Annotated in this window: 24 protein-coding genes and 1 tRNA gene; 9 read left to right on the top strand and 16 right to left on the bottom strand. The window is 58.7% G+C overall.

Annotation, left to right across the window (positions count from 1 at the left end; all coding sequences use genetic code 11):
* Positions 1 to 380 precede the first annotated feature (380 nt).
* A complete protein-coding gene (locus tag HKD31_RS07800; RefSeq protein ID WP_194264668.1) occupies positions 381 to 1,196 on the bottom strand; it encodes a hypothetical protein in 816 nt (271 codons plus the stop codon).
* Positions 1,189 to 1,452: a helix-turn-helix domain-containing protein gene (locus HKD31_RS07805; protein ID WP_194264667.1), complete on the bottom strand. Its 264-nt coding sequence runs from the start codon at positions 1,450 to 1,452 to the stop codon at positions 1,189 to 1,191. Before HKD31_RS07805 ends, HKD31_RS07800 begins: the two co-directional genes overlap by 8 nt.
* Before the next feature lie 110 nt (positions 1,453 to 1,562).
* Here HKD31_RS07805 and HKD31_RS07810 point away from each other — a divergent pair, with 110 nt between their 5' ends.
* The 6 genes from HKD31_RS07810 (at position 1,563) to HKD31_RS07835 (ending at position 5,885) form a co-directional block, all read left to right on the top strand.
* The gene (locus HKD31_RS07810; RefSeq protein ID WP_194264666.1) at positions 1,563 to 1,865 is read left to right on the top strand and encodes a hypothetical protein; all 303 of its coding nucleotides are present in this window, start codon (positions 1,563 to 1,565) and stop codon (positions 1,863 to 1,865) included.
* 535 nt (positions 1,866 to 2,400) lie between these two features.
* A complete protein-coding gene (locus tag HKD31_RS07815; protein WP_194264665.1) occupies positions 2,401 to 2,589 on the top strand; it encodes a helix-turn-helix transcriptional regulator in 189 nt (62 codons plus the stop codon).
* A gap of 62 nt (positions 2,590 to 2,651) precedes the next feature.
* Positions 2,652 to 2,870: a hypothetical protein gene (locus HKD31_RS07820; protein WP_194264664.1), complete on the top strand. Its 219-nt coding sequence runs from the start codon at positions 2,652 to 2,654 to the stop codon at positions 2,868 to 2,870.
* Positions 2,867 to 3,229: a hypothetical protein gene (locus HKD31_RS07825; protein WP_062449836.1), complete on the top strand. Its 363-nt coding sequence runs from the start codon at positions 2,867 to 2,869 to the stop codon at positions 3,227 to 3,229. The genes HKD31_RS07820 and HKD31_RS07825 overlap by 4 nt, the downstream gene beginning before the upstream one ends.
* Positions 3,211 to 3,501, top strand: a complete 291-nt coding sequence (locus tag HKD31_RS07830) for a hypothetical protein (RefSeq protein WP_194264663.1) — start codon at positions 3,211 to 3,213, stop codon at positions 3,499 to 3,501. Before HKD31_RS07825 ends, HKD31_RS07830 begins: the two co-directional genes overlap by 19 nt.
* A gap of 56 nt (positions 3,502 to 3,557) precedes the next feature.
* Entirely contained in the window at positions 3,558 to 5,885 is a 2,328-nt protein-coding gene (locus HKD31_RS07835) for a DUF927 domain-containing protein (protein WP_194264662.1), read from the top strand.
* A 479-nt stretch (positions 5,886 to 6,364) separates the two neighbouring features.
* On the opposite strand, the gene HKD31_RS07840 is transcribed toward HKD31_RS07835, so the two are convergent.
* The 4 genes from HKD31_RS07840 to gatC form a co-directional block, all read right to left on the bottom strand.
* A tRNA-Ser gene (locus HKD31_RS07840) sits at positions 6,365 to 6,457 on the bottom strand.
* 91 nt (positions 6,458 to 6,548) lie between these two features.
* The gene (gene gatB / locus HKD31_RS07845; protein ID WP_194264661.1) at positions 6,549 to 8,006 is read right to left on the bottom strand and encodes an Asp-tRNA(Asn)/Glu-tRNA(Gln) amidotransferase subunit GatB; all 1,458 of its coding nucleotides are present in this window, start codon (positions 8,004 to 8,006) and stop codon (positions 6,549 to 6,551) included.
* Positions 8,003 to 9,490, bottom strand: coding sequence for an Asp-tRNA(Asn)/Glu-tRNA(Gln) amidotransferase subunit GatA (gene gatA / locus HKD31_RS07850; RefSeq protein ID WP_194264660.1), 1,488 nt, complete (start codon positions 9,488 to 9,490; stop codon positions 8,003 to 8,005). Before gatA ends, gatB begins: the two co-directional genes overlap by 4 nt.
* Positions 9,490 to 9,777 carry an Asp-tRNA(Asn)/Glu-tRNA(Gln) amidotransferase subunit GatC gene (gene gatC / locus HKD31_RS07855; protein ID WP_041112482.1) on the bottom strand — a complete coding sequence of 96 codons (288 nt, stop codon included), beginning with the start codon at positions 9,775 to 9,777 and terminating at the stop codon, positions 9,490 to 9,492. The genes gatA and gatC overlap by 1 nt, the downstream gene beginning before the upstream one ends.
* A gap of 69 nt (positions 9,778 to 9,846) precedes the next feature.
* Here gatC and ruvX point away from each other — a divergent pair, with 69 nt between their 5' ends.
* Positions 9,847 to 10,329, top strand: a complete 483-nt coding sequence (gene ruvX, locus HKD31_RS07860; RefSeq protein ID WP_194264659.1) for a Holliday junction resolvase RuvX — start codon at positions 9,847 to 9,849, stop codon at positions 10,327 to 10,329.
* Positions 10,330 to 10,700: 371 nt separating this feature from the next.
* On the opposite strand, the gene HKD31_RS07865 is transcribed toward ruvX, so the two are convergent.
* Genes HKD31_RS07865 through HKD31_RS07885 form a run of 5 tightly spaced genes read right to left on the bottom strand, consistent with a single transcriptional unit; the run spans position 10,701 to position 17,037 of the window.
* The gene (locus tag HKD31_RS07865) at positions 10,701 to 11,537 is read right to left on the bottom strand and encodes a lytic transglycosylase domain-containing protein (protein WP_194264658.1); all 837 of its coding nucleotides are present in this window, start codon (positions 11,535 to 11,537) and stop codon (positions 10,701 to 10,703) included.
* A 49-nt stretch (positions 11,538 to 11,586) separates the two neighbouring features.
* A complete protein-coding gene (locus HKD31_RS07870; RefSeq protein ID WP_194264657.1) occupies positions 11,587 to 13,368 on the bottom strand; it encodes an aminopeptidase P family protein in 1,782 nt (593 codons plus the stop codon).
* Positions 13,365 to 13,910, bottom strand: a complete 546-nt coding sequence (locus tag HKD31_RS07875) for a GNAT family N-acetyltransferase (protein ID WP_194264656.1) — start codon at positions 13,908 to 13,910, stop codon at positions 13,365 to 13,367. Before HKD31_RS07875 ends, HKD31_RS07870 begins: the two co-directional genes overlap by 4 nt.
* Positions 13,910 to 14,815 carry a 50S ribosomal protein L11 methyltransferase gene (locus HKD31_RS07880; protein WP_062497967.1) on the bottom strand — a complete coding sequence of 302 codons (906 nt, stop codon included), beginning with the start codon at positions 14,813 to 14,815 and terminating at the stop codon, positions 13,910 to 13,912. Before HKD31_RS07880 ends, HKD31_RS07875 begins: the two co-directional genes overlap by 1 nt.
* Positions 14,815 to 17,037 carry a UvrD-helicase domain-containing protein gene (locus tag HKD31_RS07885; protein WP_194264655.1) on the bottom strand — a complete coding sequence of 741 codons (2,223 nt, stop codon included), beginning with the start codon at positions 17,035 to 17,037 and terminating at the stop codon, positions 14,815 to 14,817. Before HKD31_RS07885 ends, HKD31_RS07880 begins: the two co-directional genes overlap by 1 nt.
* A gap of 27 nt (positions 17,038 to 17,064) precedes the next feature.
* On the opposite strand from HKD31_RS07885, the gene HKD31_RS07890 reads away from it, so the two are divergent.
* Positions 17,065 to 17,754, top strand: coding sequence for a JAB domain-containing protein (locus tag HKD31_RS07890; RefSeq protein ID WP_194264654.1), 690 nt, complete (start codon positions 17,065 to 17,067; stop codon positions 17,752 to 17,754).
* 1 nt (position 17,755) lies between these two features.
* A complete protein-coding gene (gene radC, locus HKD31_RS07895; protein WP_415542219.1) occupies positions 17,756 to 18,511 on the top strand; it encodes a RadC family protein in 756 nt (251 codons plus the stop codon).
* A 4-nt stretch (positions 18,512 to 18,515) separates the two neighbouring features.
* On the opposite strand, the gene HKD31_RS07900 is transcribed toward radC, so the two are convergent.
* The 5 genes from HKD31_RS07900 to HKD31_RS07920 form a co-directional block, all read right to left on the bottom strand.
* Complete coding sequence (locus tag HKD31_RS07900) at positions 18,516 to 19,637, bottom strand: 5-(carboxyamino)imidazole ribonucleotide synthase (RefSeq protein WP_194264653.1); 1,122 nt, start codon at positions 19,635 to 19,637, stop codon at positions 18,516 to 18,518.
* Complete coding sequence (purE, locus tag HKD31_RS07905) at positions 19,634 to 20,158, bottom strand: 5-(carboxyamino)imidazole ribonucleotide mutase (RefSeq protein WP_194264652.1); 525 nt, start codon at positions 20,156 to 20,158, stop codon at positions 19,634 to 19,636. The genes HKD31_RS07900 and purE overlap by 4 nt, the downstream gene beginning before the upstream one ends.
* A complete protein-coding gene (locus HKD31_RS07910) occupies positions 20,159 to 20,359 on the bottom strand; it encodes a YdcH family protein (RefSeq protein WP_011253895.1) in 201 nt (66 codons plus the stop codon). It abuts the gene before it with no gap.
* Positions 20,360 to 20,510: 151 nt separating this feature from the next.
* Entirely contained in the window at positions 20,511 to 21,095 is a 585-nt protein-coding gene (locus HKD31_RS07915; RefSeq protein WP_194264651.1) for a DUF1013 domain-containing protein, read from the bottom strand.
* 212 nt (positions 21,096 to 21,307) lie between these two features.
* Positions 21,308 to 21,766, bottom strand: coding sequence for an Hsp20 family protein (locus HKD31_RS07920; RefSeq protein WP_338085554.1), 459 nt, complete (start codon positions 21,764 to 21,766; stop codon positions 21,308 to 21,310).
* Positions 21,767 to 21,782 lie beyond the last annotated feature (16 nt).

Here is a 21,782-nt window from a genome sequence, read left to right on the forward strand (position 1 = left end):
CAGATGCGCCGTATTGCAACCCGATACGACAAAACCGCCTTATCATTCATAAGCTTCCTCAATCTCGCCGCCGCGAGGCTTTGGATTGAATCTTTTGTCAACGCGACCTAGATCTTCAATCAGATAGCCCTTACGGCGTTGCGTTAATCTAATGACGCGAATGTGGGGTTGAACGACTGTTCGGAACGAAGAGACAGACAAAGCCAAATAGGTAGCAGCATCCTGTTCGCTTAGTATGCGCGGGCGGACTTGAATGACTGCCTCTCGCGTTCCTGGCTTGTTTTCAGACGGTCTCGGCTCATGGCATTTCATGGCGCGTGATGCTCCACTGTGGTCTTGCTTCTTTCATAGATAATTAAGGGACAGATACGGGAGGATTTTTAATCTGCAACTATTGATGCAAGGTCGGCAGATTTTCGAGCTTCCATCTCAATAAAACGTTGAATTTCAGTATCAGTTTCAGCCTTCGGGCAAAACTGAATAATTTTCCCCTTCAAATCATCAATTTCAATGATATATTTAGGTTCTTTAATTTCTTTTCTAGCGTAAGGAAACAAATATTCTACTCTCTGATATAGAGAAATATTGTCAATTATAATATTTAATAAATCAAAATATGAATATTCTATATTTTTATTTGTTTTTATATTTTTACTCCTGACCTCGTAAATTTGCAATTGTCGTATTAGAATTTCCACAGCCTTTAGGGGAGCATCATCTGCATATCTAGAAAACTCTCGCAAATTATCAAAAATACTACGGTCGAATTTAATATTCCCTTGAAAGAAACCAGCAGAGAAGTGCCGCTCAAATGGGGCAGGAGAGCTATAAAAATGTAATTCATTATAAATTTTATAATAGTAATTTAAGTCAGCCTGCAAAGACAAGGAGACATCAGATAAAAATGAAACCATATAAATACGTGAACTATTTAACATTCTATTTCTTTGTTTCATTTCCTTTTCTTTTTCTGACCAAATTTGCCATAGGATGCCAGAACTCCCCGCAAGGGCAATAAGTACCTCTATCCAAGCTTGATATACTGTTTGCCAACGGAAAAGAGATTTCCAAATATAATTATCATCGACGGTCTTATGCCATTCGACTAAAAACTTCCCTCCTGGCAAGACCAAAGAAACCCCGATTAGAATGCCCGTCACCCACAAAATAAAAAAAGCCCACTTTCTCTCATACATATTTTTTTAACCTAACCCCCGCCCCGCCGCCATTCTCCGGCACAAACTCAACGCCAGCAGTTTCTAGGGCCGTTCGGATTGCTTCAAGAGTGGCGGTGCGTGGCGTGCCTTCTCCCATCTCAAAGCGCACTATCGTTCGTTTCGGGATACCGCTTTCTGCGGCAAGCCGATCTTGGGACCATCCGATAAACGCCCGTGCGGCACGACCCTGCCCAGCCGTTATGGCAACTTTAGTGCCGTTTTCTCTTGTGCTCATGATATTAAAGTGGCACTAAATTTGCCGCACGGCAATGATTGTGCAGCCGGGTGCAGAGGATTGCGCCCTCCAAACCCGGCCTAACCACAAACCGAAAAGGGATTTCGGCAATGGCTAACCTCGACTTTATCACAAAAGCACTCCACCGGCTTCTACCTGTCCGAGAGGTCGAAGTGCCGACGCTTGGCGAAGACTTAGACTGCGTGATTGAAGTAGCATTGCGTGACCTTGGCGCGATCACATTTGCGCTTGAACGCGTAGCAGAGACCCCAGAAGATCGCCGGGCGGTCGCCGCTTATGCCTCTCACTGCGTGGAAGAAATTTCCATCAGGCTAAAACGCGCTTGGCGTGACGAGCGCGGGCGATGCGGCATGGACACTGACGTAGACATAGGATGGCTAGGCGACTTTTGAGGCCAGCAGCACCAGTTTTCGGAATTGGTGTTTTTTTGCTGTTGCCACCTCTGCCACCGTTGCCACTTGGCAGGAATAGCTGAAAACAGCCATTTTTTATATCAGAAAATGAGCCTCTCACCATTGCCCGCGGCAATAGCGGCAATGGTGCCTACAGAACAACGCCCCAAAAACGCCGGGCCACACCCACAAATGCTCATGTGGCTGTGGAGCGTAGATTTTTTGCCTCCTAGATAAATGACCCGTAGCGGTCAGGACCGTTCCTGACCCACCCAACACGAAGCCAGCATGAAATTTCCCGCCCGGCGAAAGCCCGCATTAGAAAAAAACGCCCGGCCCATGAATTATTCCACGGATGAAGTGGAACCGAAGGCCAGACCGGCGCACGGTTGCCAATATCGAGCATGGAACTTCCAGAACCGATACGGGCAGTGACGAAACTATCCCGAAATCCAGTGGAGAAGTCACAAGCTGCCTGCCAAAAAACCGTGGCGCGATCACCGCGTCTTTAATCAGACCATAAGAGTATTCTACCTTGAACAACCATAACCGCTACGCTTCCATCAAGAAGATCGGGGAAGACTTTGGCATGAGCCGGAGCACGATTTACCGCGCCCTTCACGCCGGGCGCTTCAAAGCCGTCAAATGCGGCAGACTGACCCGCATCTGTGTGGCAAGCGTGGAACAGTATTTTGCCAGCCTTCCTGCGGTGGGTGCGGCCTGATGCTTCTGTCTCAACGCGACCTCACAGCCATGCGCCGATATGTCCAGCAACGTATGAGCAGCATGACGCTCGACCAGCACGCCGCAGACCTGTCGTTTATCGAGCACGCCACCGACTGGAACCACCGACCGGAACGGCACCTGTTCCCGGAACTGTCCATCGCTCTCGATGCCTTCCACAACATTGCCGCGATCTTTGGCCGGGAAACAGCCGACAAGCTGGCGGCACTCATGCCGCAGCTTACAGCCGAATATCTGAACGCACAGGAGATTGTGCGATGAAACTCCATCTGGACCGTGAATACGAAACGGAAAATTACGATCCGTCAGTAAGGGCCGCGTTCGAACCACTGCTTTATGAAGGTAATGCAGAGCGTACTCAAAAACGGGACCGTTACGCCCGGCAGTGTTTCGCCTTTCTCCTATCCGGGAGACATGACGCAAAAGCCATGTTCAAGCGTATGGCAGGAGATTGGAGCCCCCCCATGCAGGCGGTGCTGATTGGTTTTGCCATGGCATTGGATAGCGTGGACCGACTAACCGGGAGTGATGACCTCGCACTTGCGGAACGGTTCCTCTCCATCCTCACAAATAAAGTTGCGGACCATCAAGAGGGAAGATCATGCTCTTCCCCCGCATAAACGACACCGCACGCGCCGCGTTGCCGTCGATCCTCTCCCGCTGGCTCCCTGATGGTGTGAGAGAAGGCCCCGAATGGGTGGCACTGAACCCCACACGAGCCGACAGCAAGCGCGGGTCATTTAAGGTGAATGTAAGGACAGGCCGTTGGTCTGATTTCGCAACCGGCGACCGGGGCGGCGACCCCGTATCGCTGGCGGCGTATCTCTTCAATCTCAAACAGCATGAGGCGGCAAAGCAGATGGCCGTCATGCTCGGAATTTCCGATACCTGATGAACAAACTTAATAAAGCATTTGCCCCATTAGGGGAAGAGGTGACGCTTGCCCCCATGCCTTCCGAGTTATCGGACGGTGTGGAAATCCTGCCCGCTCCTACGGAACCGGCGCGCCCTGCACATGCCACCGCCATGTGGGTTTACAGAACGCCAGAAGGCCAGCCCTTCCATGCCAAATACCGGAGCGAGAAGCCCGGCGGTGGCAAGACATACTCGCAGAAAACCTATGGAATGCTGGACGGCTTAAAGCAGTGGCACCCCAAGGCCACCGCCGGGCGTCCTCCGCTCTACAATCTCGACAGGTTGGCCGCTTCTCCTGATGCGCCTGTTCTGTTGGTCGAAGGTGAAAAGGCCGCAGACGCTGCCGGGCTCCTGTTCCACGGTCAGGTCGCCACCACCGCAGGAAGCGCGGTTAGCATGGGAAGGGCAGACTATGCGCCGCTGGCTGGTCGAGACGTGGTGATTTGGCCCGACCATGACGAACCGGGACAGAAAGCTGCACAGCAAGCGACGAAGCGACTCCACGAAGCGGGAGTAGCATCCCTCCGCATCGTCAGCGTGCCTGGGACATTTCCGAAAGCGTGGGACCTTGCCGATGATGCGCCAGACGGAACCGATCTTCGGGCGTTACTGGATGAAGCGCCGACCGTTGCCCGCGTGCAGATGCCCGGCGGTTTCGCCATGAAGGCAGACGGCCTGTTCTATACGCCGCCCGGTGACAGCGACAAGCCGCCCGTACGCGTTTCGGCACCTTTTGAGATTGTGGCCCAGACACGGGACACCAATGGCGAGAACTGGGGGTTGCTCCTGCAATGGAAGGACCATGACGGCAAGCCGCATGAATGGGCTATCCCCTATAGCAAGATGCACGGAGATGCCCGCGAGATCAGCGGCGTTCTGCACGAACAGGGGTTGCGTTGTCTCCCGAACGCCGCCCGCTTGCTGCAAACCTTCCTTGCGACCGTCGAGACAGACGCGCGGCTTGCGTGCGTGCGTCAGCCGGGCTGGCACGCGACAGATCGCGGGCCTGTGTTCGTTCTGGCAAACGGCGCGAAGATCGGACCCGGAGCCGGATCAGTGACACTCCAAGCAGGGCGCGCCTCATCAGGCGACAAGTTTGCGGTGTCCGGCACACTGGACGGCTGGAAAGACGACGTGGCGCGATATGCCATCGGGAACAGCCGCCTTGCTTTCTATATCTCCGCAGCCTTGGCCGGGCCATTGCTCGACATTGCTACGGAACAGAGCGGCGGCTTTCATCTGGTAGGCGGCGCGCGTTCCGGCAAAAGCACGGCGGCCTATGCGGCGGGAAGCGTATGGGGGCCGACAGGTCAGGTTCGTGCATGGCGTGCGACAGCCAACGGGCTTGAGGGCATCGCGGCGGAAATCTCCGATACCGTGCTGATCCTCGACGAGATCGGACAGGCCAGCGATTTTGAAGTTGGCAACATCGTCTATTCCCTTAGCAATGAAGCCGGGAAGCAGCGGGCCAACCAGCGCGGCGGCGCACGAAGCGCGTTCACATGGCGCACCCTGTTCCTCTCCACGGGCGAGTGCACGCTTGAAGACAAGCAGAATGAGGCGGGCAAGAAAACGATGGCCGGGCAGAAGACACGGCTTGCGAACATTCCTGCAGCACCGGAAGGCGGGCACGGACTGTTTGAGACGCTGCATGGTTTCTCCGATGGCGCGGCACTTTCAAACCATCTCCGCCGGGCGGTCCATCGGCAACACGGCACGGCATCGCGTGCGTTCCTTGCGAGACTGACCAGCGCACGGGCACTCGATGAAGCCGAGGTGCGGCAGTGGATCGACGGCAGGCGCAAGGCGTTTGTGGCAGAGCACGCCAAAGATGCCGGAAGTCAGGCGCAGAGCGTGGCGGGCCGGTTCGCACTCGTGGCCTGTGCCGGAGAACTCGCCGCACGCTTTAATGTGGTGCCGTGGCCCGAAGACGAAGCGACGAACGCGGCGGCGGTATGCTTCAAAGCGTGGCTTGCCGAGAATGGCAGCGGTGATGCGTTCGAGGAACAGGCCGCAATAGAGCAGGTGCGGGCGTTCATCGCCGCGCATGGAGATAGCCGATTTCAGGCGATTGGCTCTGACGGCGGTGTCGATATGAACGCCGACAGCCGCGTTGCAGTAGCGAACCGGGCGGGTTTCCGTTGGCTCTGTGGCGGCAGCGTAGAATGTTTCGGCATCCTTCCCACGGCGTTCGTCAATGAGGTGTGCAGGGGGATTAACGCCCGGCGGGCGGCTGATATTCTCGCCAAGGCAGGCCATCTCATTTTATCGCGGAGCGGAAAAACGAAGTCATTCCGCCGCGTGCCGGGATACAGTAGCGGCATGCCCTTTTATCTGATACGCCCTTCTATTCTCGCCTGATATTCTTCCGGCATTGCCCGGCAGAGGTGGCGGCAACGGGTAATGCCGCCGCTGGAAGGCGGATAAAGCGGCGGTTTTGAGCCGTTTTCTATGAAGCGGCAATGGTGGCAACAGCGGCAACGGCAACGGCAACGGCAACGGCACTTTTGACCCCTTTCCGAAAAAGCCGAGAAGAAAACAAAAAGTGTCCAAATTTTAGGCACGCACAACACGCAAGCCGGGGTGTCGGGGCAGCCGCAAGCGGAAAGGTCTAGGAAGGACCCAAAGCATCAGGCCAACGTCAGCAAAGAGAGCGACGCCCGCATCCAGTGACGGGCCCGTCGGCAAAACCATCTCCCTTAGAGACCATTCGCTAGATAGGCATCACACTGTCGCATAGCATGTCAGGCAAGCGCATGTTTTAAGGGGGATTTTAAGAGGGGTACGGCTAGACTGGAAACGACTAACCTTTTGATTTTATTGAGTTTTTTAGAGCGCGCTGGCGGAGGGGATGGGATTCGAACCCACGATACGACTTGAAATCGTATAACGGATTAGCAATCCGCCGCCTTCAGCCTCTCGGCCACCCCTCCGCTTTTTTACGCGGTTCGCACGGCGTATGCAGGAGTGTTCTTAGGGGGTAACCGCGTCGTGGTCAAACCCCCCGAGAACATTTTTTTCGCCTTACTCTGAAAGAAGTTTCTTCAGGGTTTCATTGACGAGGGCAGGGTTGCCCTTGCCCTTCATGGCCTTCATCGTCTGACCGACAAAGAAGCCGAAAAGCTTGTCCTTGCCACCCTTGTATTCCTCGACCTTGTCGCTGTTTGCGGCCAGGATTTCACGGATGGCGCTCTCGATTGCTCCGGTGTCAGTCACCTGACGCAGGCCCTTGCGCTCGACGATGGCAGAAGCGGAATCACCCGTCTCGACCATGTCTTCGAGAACTTCCTTGGCGATCTTTCCATTGATTGTTGAGTCGGAAATCAGACCCAGCAGTTCCCGCAGACCTTCCGCACTGACCGGGCTGTCCTCAATCGAACGCCCCGTGCGGTTCAGTGCCGCGAAAAAATCGCCCAGCATCCAGTTGGCTGCCAGACGGGCATCCGCACCATGCGCCACGGTCTCGTAGAAATCCGCGATCGCCTGCTCTACGCAGAGCACGGACGACTCATAACGGCTGACACCGTATTCCTGTTCCAGACGAGTCCGCTTGGCTTCCGGCAGTTCCGGCAGAGCTGCCTTGAGTTCATCAACCCAGGACTGCTCGATCACCAGCGGCAGCAGGTCCGGATCGGGGAAATAGCGATAATCATGCGCATCTTCCTTGCTCCGCAGGGAGCGGGTTTCGCCACGCACATGGTCGAACAGGCGCGTTTCCTGATCGACGGTTCCACCAGCTTCCCAGACCTCGATCTGACGCTGCGCTTCGACCTCGATCGCCATCATCACGAAACGGATGGAATTGACGTTCTTGATCTCGCAACGCGTGCGATACTCGGTCTCACCCGGCTTGCGAACCGACACGTTCACGTCGGCACGCATGGAACCTTCTTCCATGTTGCCATCACAGGTGCCGATATAACGCAGAATCTGGCGCAGCTTGCGCAGATAGGCTCCTGCTTCCTCAGGCGAACGGATATCCGGCTCACTGACGATTTCCATCAGCGCCACACCGGCACGGTTCAGGTCGATGAAGGAGCGCGTCGGGTCCTGATCATGGATCGACTTTCCCGCATCCTGCTCCAGATGCAGACGCGTCACACCGATTTCGCGCGTGCTGCCATCCGCCAGATCAACCAGGACCTTGCCCTGGCCGATGATCGGATGGGCAAACTGGCTGATCTGATACCCGGTGGGCAGATCCGCGTAGAAATAGTTCTTACGATCAAAGCGGCTGAACAGGTTGATCTCGGCCTCAAGCCCCAGACCCGTCCTCACAGCCTGCGCCACGCATTCCCGGTTCAGAACCGGAAGCATGCCCGGAAAACCGGCATCGACGAGACTGACATGCGTGTTCGGTTCGCCGCCATATTCCGCCGAAGCGCCGGAAAAGAGCTTGGCCTCGCTGACGACCTGGGCATGAACTTCAAGACCGACAACGATTTCCCATTCGCCGGTGCTGCCGGTGATACGATAGCTCATGCCGACACTCCTGCATGAATGGTGGGTCTGTGATGGAATGCCGCAGCCTGCTCAATGGCATGACCGGCCGCAATCAGCGTCTCTTCATCGAAGAACTTGCCGATAAGCTGTAATCCAAGCGGCACGCCACGCGCATCCAGACCAGCCGGGACGGACAGGGCAGGGACACCCGCCATGCTGGCCGGAACCGTAAAGACGTCATTGAGATACATCTGCACCGGATCACTCGGCTTTTCGTCCTGTGCAAAAGCGCCGGAAGGAGCGGTCGGCGTCAGAAGCACGTCAACGTTCTCGAATGCCTTGAGGAAGTCCTGCTGGATCAGCGTCCGGACCTTTTGTGCGCGCAGGTAATAGGCATCGTAATAGCCTGACGACAGCACATGCGTCCCGATCAGGATGCGGCGCTTGACCTCATCACCGAAACCAGCGGCACGGCTGGCCTCGTACAGACCATCCAGCGACGGCGCGCTCACGCGTTCACCGAACCGGACGCCGTCATAACGGGCGAGGTTGGACGAAGCTTCCGCCAAAGCAGCAATATAGTAGGTCGGAAGACCATACTTCGTGTGGGGCAGGGAGACCTCGACGATCTCAGCCCCGGCGTCACGCAGCCAGTTCATGCCCTGCTGCCAGAGCGCTTCGATTTCCGCAGGCATACCATCGACGTGATATTCCTTGGGAATACCAACGCGCAGACCTTTAACGCCACGCTTCAGGGAAGCTTCGTAGTTCGGAACAGGGGTATCAACGCTTGTGGAATCACGCGGATCGAAACCCGCCATCGATTCGAGCAGAATGGCGCAATCCTGAAGATTACGGGCCATCGGGCCAGCCTGATCGAGCGAGCTTGCGAAAGCGATCGTCCCGAAACGTGAGCAGCGACCATAGGTCGGCTTGATGCCAGCAATGCCCGTAAAGGCCGCTGGCTGACGGATGGAGCCGCCCGTATCCGTGCCAGTGGCGCCCAGAACAAGACCGGCCGCCACAGCCGCCGCGGAACCGCCCGAAGAGCCGCCCGGAACCAGCTTTGCGTCAGAGTCCTTACGCTTCCAGGGATTGACGGCCGGACCGAATGCCGAGTTCAGGTTGGCCGAGCCCATGGCGAATTCATCAAGGTTCAGCTTGCCAAGGAAAACCGCGCCATCCTTGAGCAGATTGGCCGTCACCGTGCTCTCGTAAGGCGGCACGAAATTGCCGAGGATCTTGCTGGCAGCCGTGGTGCGGACACCATTCGTGCAGAACAGATCCTTGATGCCCAACGGAATACCGCAAAGGCTACCGCCTTCATCCTTGGCCAAAGCCTCGTCGGAAGCCTTCGCAGCCTCGCGGGCCTGATCGGGGGTGCGGGTAATGAAGCTGTTGAGCTGACCGTCCAGACGCTCGATCGCGTCAATATGGGCGTTCGTCAGCTCGACCGCAGAAATCTTGCGGGCCTTGAGCGCGTCCCGGGCCGAAGCCAGCGTAAAATCGTGAATGCCGGACATTATTCGACCACCTTCGGAACCGTATAGAACGGGCCTTCCCGCTCGGGAGCGTTGGAAAGAACCTTGTCACGGCAGTTGCCATCCGTAACGCGGTCTTCGCGCAGACGGGGCTTTGCGAGACCCGTGCCGATCATGGGGTCGACGCCCGTGACGTCCACTTCCTTGAGCTGCTCCACCCAGTCGATGATGGAGCCCATGTCTTTGCCGAGAGTTTCGACCTCTTCGGGCTGAAGACCAATCCTCGCCAGTCTGGCGATGCGCGTAACCGTTTTCGCGTCGAGCGACATGAATATTCCTGAACAAGAGGAAATTTTATGGTGGCTTTTCAGCCGTCAGGGGGATCATAACGCCGTGCTATGCCCCTGTTCAATCCACATGATCTCCGTAATCTTCTTCAGTCCGGTCAGCGCGTCCTCGGTCTCGACCCCGGATCGAAGACTATCGGCGTCGCCCTGACAGATGTCTCACTCATGCTCGCATCTCCCCTGATCGCCCTCAAACGCCGGAAACTGGGCGAAAATGCGCAGGAACTGGCCAAAATCGTCCGCGCCCAAGACGTAGGAGCGCTGGTCGTCGGATTACCGTTATCGCTGGATGGATCTTTTGGTCCGGCAGCACGCGCCGCATCGGACTGGACACAGGCCCTGTCGGAAAAACTCGCGATTCCCGCAGGACTGTGGGACGAGCGCCTGTCCTCAAGCGCCATCAACCGTTTCCTGATCAAGGATGCCGACATGACGCGAGGACGAAGGGCCGAGGTCGTGGACAAGATGGCCGCAGCTTATATGCTGCAGGGCTGGCTCGATGCATCCCGTCCGGAAACACCAGAAATTTTCTGACCCAGCAAAAATATTTCCCCAAATCAGACGCTTCTGTTTCCAATCAGGGCGGAGCGTGACGATGTATTGGCCAGGACGCGGAACCATATTCGGGCCGTCATGGCGCCCATAAGCAGACAGAACAGGAACTTCATGATCTTTCTCCAGTCATGAAGTCAAAACGAACCATATTAGTCCGGGTTTTTCGACGGACAATTTCAAATTGTAAAGAGGACTGTACCGTGATGTTTCGCGTGTTGATCGTGACGCTTTTTCTGGGATTGTCGGCCTGCGTCCACGAGCCTGAGGACGGGAGCGCCACCCTCAGCCGACATCATCCGCCATCTCACGGTGCTTATACGGGTGCTGGTGGGGGCTGGTCCGGATACTGATCAGCGCTGTCGCCAGGCCAGCCGCACCGGCATGGCGCGATAGGACGCAAGATCCCGCCCACCCCGTGCAGGCAAAGCACTCCCCGCCTGACCGACTGCATGGTGAATGATACGGGGCGGAGGCGCATAGGACACCATGTGAACGGATGGCATCGTTTCCATACGCGGTGCGGGACGCTCGGAAAATCCGGACTGTCTGTTCAGAGCGAAATAAGGTGCGGACCTGGTACTTGGAAGCATGGCCTGCAGACCTGACGCGGTCATGACCACCTGTGGAAGAAAATCAGGCGGCCGGTAGCTGTCAGGCTGCCCGTTCCAGATGGCCAGAACATGACGGGCATAATCGGCGCCAAGAGCCGGGGTGAGGGAATGATAGGCGGCCGTCGCGGCTGGCCAGCCCTGAAGCTGGTTGTGCAGTCCGGACAGGAAACGGGCCCCATATCGGGCATTGCTGTAGGGATCGAAAGCGTCTTCGAGCGAGAAAAATGCATCGGGGTGATGGTGCAGATTGATCTGCATGCAGCCCACATCGATCGAGACGATCCCGTGCGCCTGAAAATCCCGGACCGCCGCGACGGCTTCATCCCTGCTTTCGTAGAAATAGCCTTTTCCGGCCGCATTGACGGTCCAGGGCCATGCCACGGTCGCCGTACCATTCGGATCCCGCCGTCCGCTCTCCACACGGCTGATGGCATCCAGAAGGCGGGGTGGAATCCCGGCCTGCTGCTCGGCAGCCTGCACCGCCACCTTACAGACAGAAGACGCATCATAAGCACGCGCAACCGGTACGCCAGAGAGCGTCAGGGCAGCGGCAAGGCGAAGGACTTTCCCGATCATTGTCCTGTATATGATCGGGAAAGGTAAAAAAACGGTTATGCCTGCAACTTTACCGAACGAGCGGTTTGCAGACCTCCGACAGCCACGCGGCTACATCCGGCTCGACATGTGGTGAGACGCGTGTCTGAACTTCGGCATGATAGGCATTCAGCCAGTTCAGCTCCGCATCATTGAAAAGGGCGACATCGATCAGTCTGTAATCGATGGGCGTATAGCTCAGGATCTCGAACTCCAGGAACGTGCCCTTGCTCCCCTTGAAAGAAGAGGGTCGCACCAGCATCAGGTTCTCGATCCGGATTCCATACTGTCCCGGTTCATAATAGCCAGGCTCGTTGGATACGATCATGCCGGCTTCGAGTGCCACGGGACGTGGGGCAGGGGAAATGTTCTGCGGGCCTTCATGGACCGACAGATAGCTTCCGATGCCATGTCCGGTACCATGATCGTAGTCCATGCCGACCTGCCACAACGCCGCACGCGCCAGCACGTCCAGCCGATGACCGGTCGTCCCGGGCGGGAAGCGGATGCGGGAGAGGGCAATATTGCCCTTCAGAACCCGCGTGAACGCTTCACGAATATGAGCTGGCGGTTCCTGATCGCCTACCCAGAGCGTGCGGGTAATGTCGGTCGTACCGAACGGATACTGGCCGCCGCTGTCGATCAGATACACACTTCCGGCTTCAAGAACCCGATCATGACCAACCTGTGCCCGGTAATGCGGAAAGGCACCGTTCGGGCCGATGGCGGAAATGGCGTCGAAGCTCTGTTCCCGGTAATCGGCGGACCGGGCACGCAGACCATCCAGCCGGGTGACGAGATCCGTCTCGTGCTGACCGATCCCCGACACCGTCAGGGAATGCAGGAAACGGGCCATCGCCACGCCATCAAGGGCATGAGCTTTCCGTGCCCCGTCCTGCTCTGTGGTGTTCTTGATGGCTTTGGGCAGCGTGCAGGGATCGGTTCCATCCACAACCGTCGCACCGGCAGCGGCAAGCGTGGTGTCGAACCATACAGCCGTCGTAACCGGATCCACCCGCACGGCCCTGCCCTTGAGGGCCTCAAGCCGCTTCGCCATATCCGCAGGCGAACAGACTGTCACCCCAGGACCGCAGACCTCCAGCACACCCTCCGACAGACGATCGGATGAGACGAACCATTCTGCAGACCCGTCCGCGTGCAGGATCGCATAACCATGCGCGACGGGGGTGAGGGGGACGTCACTGCCACGGATGTTCAGCAACCAGGCCAGGGAGGTGCAATCCGCAATAACAGCCGCATCCTGTCCCGCCTTGCGCAGAGCATCGCCAAGACGCCTGCGCTTGTCCGCGCTGCTTTCTCCCGAAAATTCCAGCTTCTGCGGCACTACCGGACCGGCTGGTGCCGCAGGACGATCCGTCCAGGCCTGATCAATGGGATTGCGCGGCAGCGGGACAAGCTCCACCCCAGCCGCCTGCCATGATGCCAGCATGGAGCGGCTGACCAGACGCGGATCATAACCGATTTTCAGCCCCTTCGCGTGTTCCGCCAGCCAGTCGGAAAGCGGTTCCAGTGCGACATGGCGACGCTCCCACAGATCATGGGGAACCTGCTCTTCCATTTGCACCGTATAACGCCCGTCGGAGAACACAGCGGCTGCTTCCGGCAGGATCGCCGCCAGACCCGCACTTCCCGTAAAGCCCGTCAGCCAGGCCAGACGCTCGGCGCAGGGGGCAACATATTCGCCGAGATATTCGTCACCACGCGGGATGATGAAACCGTCAACGCCCAGCGCCTTGCAGGCTTTGCGGACGAGGGCAGGGCGCTCGTTGAGCGGGATGGAGGACAGGGTCATGAAAAGTCCTTTTCCACAGTTGGAAGATCGTCGAGACGAAGTGTCATGAATAGCAGATCCAGCCAGCGGCCACGCTTGCGACCGACCTGCGGAAGCGTGCCACAGTTCCGGAAACCAAACTCACGGTGCATCGCAACGGAAGCGGCATTGTCAGCCGTAATCCCGGCCACCATGACATGAAAGCCCGCGTCCTTGGCATGGTTGATCAGGGCATGCAGGAGGCTACGCCCGACGCCCCGACGCTGGTGTGAGGGGGCGACATAAACCGAATGCTCAACAGTCCGTGCATAGCCTTCATAGGCTCGGAAAGAGCCATAGGAGCCATACCCCGCAACCTCACCAGCCATATCAACAGCGACAAGCACCGGGTAGTCCTTTGCCAGCCTGTCCTCGAACCACTGACGCCGCTGGTCCAGCGTAAAAGGCGTCGTAATCCAGAGCGCATCAGTGTTTTCGATGGCATCATTGGTGATCCGCAGGATAGCCGGCAGATCGTCAGGACCGGCGTCCCGGATCAATGGCAATGATCCCGGCACACCCATCAGCCGCGACGGCGCAGAATCAGCGTGGCCCAGTCGCCTTCACGCAGGATACGCTCCAGCACGAGGCCCTGACGCTGATGCGCTGCCAGCACCATCCGCGCTTGACTGTAAAGCAGACCAGCGAGAATGGCCGTCCCGTTCGGCGCAAGGTTCAGCGCCAGAGACTGCGCCATCCGGCACAGCGGGCGGGCGAGAATGTTGGCGAAGACCAGATCATACGGCGCCTTGGCGCGCACGGCCTCGGTCTGCCAGCCATTGCCGAAACGGCAGTCCAGCAGATTGCCTTGACCATTCAGCCGCGCATTGAGCTTGGCCGTCCGCACAGACCAGGGTTCGATATCAACGGCCAGAACCGGACGGTGCAGCAGCTTCGCCGCCGCCATCGCCAGAATACCGGACCCGCACCCCATATCCAGAATACGCTGCGGCTTGCGATACGCGACCATTTCCAGCGCCCGCAGACAACCACGCGTCGAGCCATGCTCGCCGGAGCCGAAGGCAATTCCCGCATCCAGCGTGATCGTCAGACGGGACTGATCCGGCGCGCCATGCAGATGGGTGCCGCGGATGGCAAAGCGCTTGCCCACATTCTGCTGCGGGAAGGATTCATACGTCCGAGCCAGCCAGCCCTCGGACTCGGTCGGAGTCCGCTCGAGTTCCGCCTCACAACCAGTCAGCATCCGAGCCACGGCCAGAGCGTTTTCGAGCTCGTCTTCCTTAAAGCCCGTATCTTTCACGCCTTCCACGCGCCAGTATTTCTGCGCGTCGTCGGCCTCGAAAATGCCAACCGTCTCGCAGGCGCACATCAGGGCCTGTTCAAACAGGGGAACAAAGGGCTCTTCCACCGTGATGGACAGGGTTTCGAGCGCACTGGCATGGCGACGGCCAATGCTGCGGGGTGCCATCACGATCTGATCTCCACGAAATTTGCCATGACGCGTTTAACGCCACCGTTTTCAAAATTGATGTGCAACTGCGGCCCGTCAGCGCCGATGACGGTGCCTTCGCCGAACCTGTGATGAAAGACCGTCGCCCCGATTGCGACGGTCGGCTCCGGTTTTACATCATGGATTTTCGGACGCGGAGCGCGGAAACCTGACGGGCGCGTACTCGTCAGCGGACCAGACGCGAACATGGACGGCGCCGCCGCAGCCTGCCGGCGCGTCTCGAACGCCTGTCCCGTCAGCTGCACATATTCGGACGGGATTTCCTCGATAAAGCGGCTGGGCATCGAGAACTGCCAGTTGGCATAGATCCGCCGGCTTGCTGCATGCAGCACGATTGCCCGACGCCGCGCGCGCGTCAGCCCCACATAGGCCAGCCGCCGCTCTTCCTCGAGTGCCCGGTTCCCGCCTTCGTCAAGCGAGCGCTGGGACGGGAACACACCTTCCTCCCAGCCCGGCAGGAACACGGTGTCGAACTCCAGTCCCTTGGCGCCATGCAGCGTCATCAGACTGACCTTGTCATCGGACGTCTCGCTCTCGGTATCCATGACGAGTGCCACATGCTCCAGAAAGCCCTGAAGTGTGCCGAACTCTCCGAGCGCCCGCAAAAGCTCACGGATATTGTCCAGACGGCCGGGCGCCTCGACGGAACGGTCATCCCGCCACATTTGAAGATAGCCACTGTCCTCGAGAAGCTGCTCGGCGGCCACCACATGACCTTCCGTCTCAAGCGTCACCTTGGCCCGCTGGAACGCCGCCATCAGCCCGTCCAGAGCGTCCTTCGACTTGCCCTTGAGCAGCCCTTCCTGAAGCTGCCAGATCACCGCCGCTGTCAGCGGGCCGGGCAGGGCGCGCGCCTGGGCATGCAGCTTCTGCACCGCCACGGCACCCACGCCACGCTTGGGAACATTGATGATCCGCTCAAACGCCAGATCATCCGCAGGCTGTGACAGCACCCGCAGATATGCCAGACAGTCCCGGATTTCAGAGCGCTCGTAGAACCGTAGACCACCAACAACCCGATACGGGATGCCGATCATCATCAGCCGTTCTTCAAACGGCCGCGTCTGGAAGCCCGCGCGCATCAGGATGGCGATTTCCGACAGCGGATGCCCGTCACCGCGCAGACGCTCGATGGCGCCGCCCACAATCCGCGCTTCCTCATCCGAATCGCGTACCCCGATGATCTGAACCTTCTCGCCCTGCGCATCATCACGGCCGGGCCGCAGCGTCTTGCCAAGCCGCCCCTCGTTATGCGCGATCAGCCCGGCAGCAGCGGCCAAGATCTGTGCCGTCGAGCGGTAATTCCGCTCCAGACGCACGACTTCCGCCCCTGGAAAATCCTTCTCGAAGCGCAAAATGTTCTCAACTTCCGCCCCGCGCCAGGAATAGATGGACTGATCGTCATCACCCACGCAGGCAATATTGGATGGTCCGTGCTCGCGCTTAGCCAGCAGACGCAGCCACAGATACTGAACCGTATTCGTGTCCTGATACTCGTCCACGAGAATGTAGCGGAAAATCCGGTGATACTGTGCCAGTACATTGGGCTGGTTGCGTAGGATCTCCGTCATGTGCAGCATCAGATCGCCGAAATCGCACGTATTAAGCGCGATCAGACGCTCCTGATACGCCCGGTAAATCGCCAGCGCATGACCGTTCGCAAAATCGGAATCTTCGGCCGGTGTCACCCGGTCAGGCGTCAGTCCGCGATCTTTCCAGCGCTGGATGATCCCCATGAGCTGGTTCGGCGGCCAGCGTTTGGTGTCGATCTTCCACGGTTCCATAACCTGCTTGAGAAGCCGGATCTGGTCATCCGTGTCGAGGATGTTGAAGCTGCTCGTCAACCCGACATATTCCGCATGGCGGCGCAGCATCCGCGCGCAGATCGCGTGGAACGTCCCGAGCCACAGACCTTCGGCCGGCTCGCCCAGAATCGCACTGACACGCTCGCGCATCTCGCGCGCGGCCTTGTTCGTGAAAGTCACGGCAAGGATCTGGCTTGGATAGGCGCGGCCGGTGAGGAGAATATGCGCAAACCGCGTCGTCAGGACGCGCGTCTTGCCCGTTCCCGCACCTGCCAGAATGAGGAGCGGGCCTTCGGTTGTCTCGATGGCACGTCTCTGCTCCGGATTGAGGCGGGAGAGATACTCGGGGGTAGGGGAAGGTAGGTCTTGCGGCACCCTCCCGATATAGAGTGAGATACCGTCATGGCCAACACCTATCCCCGGATCGATCTGACACGCGGCACAGGACCTCAGGGACACCGCGCCAGAATGCGCGCACGCGTGCTGGCAAATGGCGCCCACACACTCGCCGATTATGAAATCCTCGAAATGCTGCTCTTCGCAGGTGTGCCACGCAAGGACACGAAACCGCTCGCCAAGGGACTGATCGCCCATTTTGGCAGTCTGGTGGATGTTTTCCGCGCTCCTACACACGCCCTGCGCGCTGCGGGACTGAAAGATGATGCCATCAGAGTCCTGCGCCTTCCAGGAGTAGCCGCTGAACGTCTGGCCTCTTCGGAACAGCGTGAACGTCCGACACTGAGCAACTGGGAACAGCTCATGGCCTATCTCGAACAGGCGCTTGAAGGCGGCATCCCGGGACAGTTCCGGCTGCTCTATCTCGACAATCGCAACCGCCTTCTGGCGGACGAAGCCGCGCCCGAGGCCAACAGCCTTACCGAACGTAACCGCGCCATCGCCATCCGGGCCCTCGCACTGCATGCCACGGCCCTGATCGGTTTCCATATCACCCCCACACAGCGCCCGGCAGATCTGTCGCAATCGGCCCGGCAACTAGACTTTGCGATGCGCCCCCTATCCATCACGCTTCACGACGTACTTGTCACAGGTGAGGGACGCCCTTCCAGCCTACGTCAGGAAGGGCTGCTGTAAGATGAACGACAGGGATGCCGGAACACCCGGATTTTCGGATGGCATGACAGGCCTCTCGTCAGTTGATCTGCGACAGATCACTGCGCTGACGGATGCTCTTCCCGAAATGGAGCCGCCGCTTGCCCTGCTCACAGGACGGGGACGGCATCTGGACGACGCGACCCTGCTGCATCTCCTGACAGTCCTGTTTACCGGGCGGGAAACGGGCAGTGCCGCACTGTCGAATAATCTTTTCGCGCGTTTCGGATCCCTGGCCGCCGTCCTGTCCGCCACAGATCGGGAACTCAAAAGCATCACGGATATGGGCACGCACATGTTGCCCATGATCCGTGTGCTTCAGGAAGCAGCGCTCCGCTATAACCGTGCGCGCCTGCCGCCGGAAGACGTGCTCGACAACGAACAGAAACTGCTCGACTACCTCACGGCCCGTCTGGCACGGGAAAATATCGAGCAGTTCCGCATCCTGTTTCTCAATGAAAAGAACAGTTTAATCGCCGATGAGGCCCAGGCCAGAGGCACGGTCAATCACACGCCTGTTTATCCGCGGGAAGTCGCCAGACGTGCGGTGGAAATTGGCGCCACTGCACTCGTTCTGGTTCACAACCACCCAAGCGGCGATCCCACGCCTTCGGAAGCCGATCTTCAGATGACCATGCGGGTTCAGGCGGCGCTCGAAGTGGTCGGTGTCACGATCGCAGACCACTTCATCATCGGCAATGGCCGACACACCAGCTTTCGCCGCAGCAACCTGCTCTGAAACCTCAGCCGCGTGGCGGAAGAAGCCCTTCAAGCGCCAGTTCGCCCGGCAAAGCGCCGCGCGGGAAGATAGTGTTCACATGCCCCATCTTGCGTGCCGGACGCGCTTCCGCCTTGCCGTACAGATGCAGCGAAGCCCCATCCGTTGCAAGAATGGCCGGAACACGCGCCATATCCTCGGGGCCAATCAGATTGTGCATGACTGCATCGGAATGCCGACGTGCAGGCGGCAACGGCAGGCCTGCGACCGCACGCACATGCATCTCGAACTGATCCACCAGACACGCATCCATGGTCCAGTGCCCGGAATTATGCGGGCGAGGGGCGATCTCGTTCACCATGAGGCTACCATCGGCGGCGTGGAACATCTCCACGCCCATGATCCCGACCAGACCCAGCGCCTCGGCAATGCAGGCCGCCATATCCTGAGCCTGAAGAGCCAGATCCGGCATGATGCGGGCAGGTGCCAACGTCACGTCCAGAATGCCGTTGCGATGCCGGTTTTCGACCGTATCAAAACACCGCACGGTCCCATCCAGACCACGGACCACCATCACGCTGAGCTCACGCTCGAAATCGATCATCTTCTCCGCAACGAGCGGGTAGGGAAGATCCTGCAGGGCTGCGAGGGCCTCGGCATCGGTCACCCGGAACTGTCCCTTGCCGTCGTAACCAAAGCGCGTCGTCTTGAGAATAAGCGGAAAACCGAGCGTCTCAAGCCCTGCCAGATCCTCGGGTCCATTGATCGCCCGCCAGGGGGCCAGACTGACGCCGATTTCAGACAGGCGTGTCTTTTCCGCAATCCGGTCCTGACTGATCCGCAGGATCTCACCCGCAGGTCGCACCGGCCGATGCTTCTCAAGCAGGGCCAGTCCTTCGGCGCTGATATTCTCGAACTCGAACGTCACGACATCACAGCGCGAGGCAAAATCCTCAAGCGCCGCCGGATCATCATAGGCACCGACCGTCACCGACGCCGCAACTTCCGTAGCCGGGCTCGGCGCCTCAGTGCTCAGCACATGGACATGAAAGCCCAGCTTCGAGGCTGCCACGGCTGACATGCGGCCAAGCTGTCCGCCACCAATGATCCCGATCGTGCTGCCGGGAGCAAAAACCTGCGCCTTCATTCGACCGGAACATCCGCAACAGCCGCCGTCTGCGTCGCCCGCCAGGCATCCAGACGTGCCATAACCTGTTTGTCGGAAACCGACAGGATCGACGCAGCGAGCAGACCGGCATTGATCGCACCGGCCTTGCCGATCGCCAGGGTCCCGACCGGCACGCCACCCGGCATCTGCACGATGGAAAGCAGGCTGTCCTGCCCGTTCAGGGCACGGCTCTGCACGGGAACGCCGAGGACGGGAATGCTTGTCCAGGCGGAACACATACCCGGAAGATGCGCTGCACCACCCGCACCGGCGATAATCACATGAAGGCCACGCTGACGGGCCGTCTTTGCGTATTCCACAAGACGGTCGGGCGTGCGGTGAGCCGAGACGATCCGCTTCTCATGGGCAATTCCCAGATCATCGAGGATCTCGCAGGCGTGACGCATGGTATCCCAGTCGGACTGGCTTCCCATGATCACACCGACACGGATCGGCATGTCGTCCTGAAGGGTTTCGTCGGCGGAGAGGATCTGGCTCATTCAGGCAATATTATCCGGGATGAGACGCGTCTCGATCCACGAAATCTCATCTTTGAGCTGAAGCTTGCGCTTTTTGAGGCGCTGAAGCTGGAGCTGGTTGAGGGGATGATGGACGAGACGCTCGATGACGGTATCAAGGTCGCGATGCTCGCTGCGCAGTTCGTGCAGACGTTTCAGCATGGCATTGTCGTCAGTCATCATGGCATCCGGTCCCGGAGAACGTTCAGGCGTCGTGGAGAGACTGATTCTTTCCACTCTTTTCATTGCAGTATCATGCCTGACGGGTCCTGGACCAGTACCCGTCAGGCATTCATCCGCACCACCCCGTCAGAGGCGGCTCCGGATGCTGCAATCAGGCATGACTGTCGCTGTCGGGAACATAGGCTTCCACGACCGGAAGCGCATGACCTTCACGGGCCAGACGATCATTGGCGGCCGTGACGGCGGCATTCAGATCGGTCTGGGTGCACAGGCCAAGAATAACGGGGTCACGCGGCTTGATGTTTGCACTGTTCCAGTGCTGGCGGTCACGGACCTTGGTGATGGTGTCCTTGGTCGTGCCGAGCAGCTTGACAATCTGCGCTTCGGAAAGCTGCGGGAACTGACGCAGGACGAATGCGATGGCATCCGGGCGGTCATTGCGCTTGGCGACAGGGGTGTAACGCGCACCCTTGGCGCGGCGCTTCACCGGGCTGGACGTCGGCATGATCTTCAGGCGGGCATTGGTGTCTGCTTCGCAGCGCGTGATTTCAGCCTGTGCAAGCTGATGGTTCTTGACCGGGTCATAGCCGTTGATACCGGCCGCGACTTCACCATCCGCAATCGCCTGAACCTCAAGCGGGTGCATACCACAGAATTCTGCGATCTGGGTGAAGGTAAGACCGGTTTTTTCGATCAGCCAGACGGCCGTGGCCTTGGGCATCAAAGGCAGGGTCATGTCGGTGCGTTCCTTGCTGGGACACGGATGGAGCCAGCTTCCGCAGGCACCGATCGGGCGTATCCGGCGAGGAACCAATCCCGCCCGGGATATGATCGCGGCACCTGCTGGATGCTCTGCGATAATGGAAACGGGTATGCGGCACCAAAGCCGCGATGGTCAAGCACCAAAACGGAATGGGAGTGCTTTTAGGACACTCCCGCTCCAAATGCTCAGGCCGCCTGAACGGTTTCAGCCGGGGCTGCGGGCATGGCTTCAGTCCGGACAGGAATACGGCGCGGCCTAGCCGCTTCCGGGACGAGTTGACGGATGGCGATGGACAGCAGGCCGTTTACCAGGTCCGCACGGTCGATTTCCGTATGATCGGCCAGAACGAAGCGGCGCTCGAACGCCCGCGTGGCAATACCGCGATGCAGCCACTCCCGGTCACGGGTGTTTTCGGGGACGCTACCGCGCACAACAAGCGTGTTGTCTTCCTGAACAACGTCCACGTCTTCAGGCCGGAAACCCGCAAGGGCCATCGTCAGGACGTAGTTCGTCTCGCCGGTTTTTTCGATATTGTAGGGAGGATAGCTTGGAAGGGCCTGGGCGTTGGCAACATTGCCAGCCATCGTGGCCAGTCGGTCGAAACCGATCGCGCTGCGGAACAGCGGTGTAAAATCGTAGGTCACTGAAACCTCCTTCAGG

Origin of the sequence: Gluconobacter potus, assembly GCF_015244705.1 — a bacterium.
Taxonomy (GTDB): Bacteria; Pseudomonadota; Alphaproteobacteria; order Acetobacterales; family Acetobacteraceae; genus Gluconobacter; species Gluconobacter potus.